At 48.8% G+C, this 1079-nt stretch carries 1 protein-coding gene; it reads left to right on the top strand.

All coding sequences use genetic code 11. From position 1 onward, the window contains the following. Window positions 1-78: 78 nt before the first annotated feature. On the top strand, window positions 79-1079 hold a 1001-nt coding region (locus K8R76_08470; protein MCD4848210.1), incomplete at its 3' end, for a hypothetical protein.

Consider the following 1079-nt stretch of genomic DNA (forward strand, 5'->3'; position numbering starts at 1 on the left):
TGACTTGCCCTATTTGACTCATCGGGTTATTTCACGCAGATACAAACGGTATTATGAAGCATTTGAAAGGCAGCGATTATGACATTGAATATCATTATTTGCGTGAGTGCAATAATTTTTGGACTACAGCCCGGAGATCCATGGCCTGAGGTTGCGGGGGAAGCCCTGATCGAAGCTCTGGACACTCTTGACCTGGTTCCTGAGCAGCTGGATTTTGACAGACACTGGGCGACCAGTGTTCATCTTCCTGACTCAACAGTCATCCGCGCTATTCAACATGTAGAGGAACTGCCTGTCATACTGGAGGAACAGCTTGATCTGCTGACCGATTACACTCTGTTGTCATCAGAGGCTGAAAACAGGGAAGGGCTTCTGACACTGATTGAAATACTGGAGAAGGCTGATTCAACCATCTCAGCTGAACTTATTGAACTGGGATCGGGAACGGTAGATACACTCATGGCCGCTATTCCCTCAGTATGGCTCAACGAAGACAGTCCGCTGGAATGGGATTCCGTTCTTGAGGGCTGGGGCTTGCCTCAGTTTGAGGATACAGAAATGGATATGGATACGCTGGCGTCACTCTTCGAGAAGTGGAACCTTTCCCTGAATATTCCCCTGGAAGAGATTGTTCAGGCATCAGTAAACCTGAAGAATGCACAATGGCCGAATGAACTGCAGGTAACTCTGCCGGGAGTACTCGGAACTACGGTATCCTTCTGTTTTGATGGTCCGGTCAGATGGGTTATTGGAGGAAGGGGAACCAATATCTATACAGAGGACTGTCCGTTCGAACTGATTATTGACCTTGGAGGAAACGATTTCTACGGCGAGGGAATAGGTGGAGCAGTAGGGCCTGCCGGAAAAAGGATCTCCGTTGTAATTGATATCGAAGGTGATGATAACTACACAAGCGATTCTCCTGTCAGCCAGGGATGCGGTCTAATGGGGCTCGGAGGAGTGATAGACCTTGAGGGCTGTGATGTTTACAGAGCGGGAGATTTCTCGCAGGGTGCCGGTCTTATGGGTTACGGTTTTCTGATAGACCTGGAGGGGGATGATTTCTTAACCGGAGGAAC

Source organism: Candidatus Aegiribacteria sp., assembly GCA_021108435.1.
GTDB lineage: Bacteria > Fermentibacterota > Fermentibacteria > Fermentibacterales > JCC-6 > Aegiribacteria.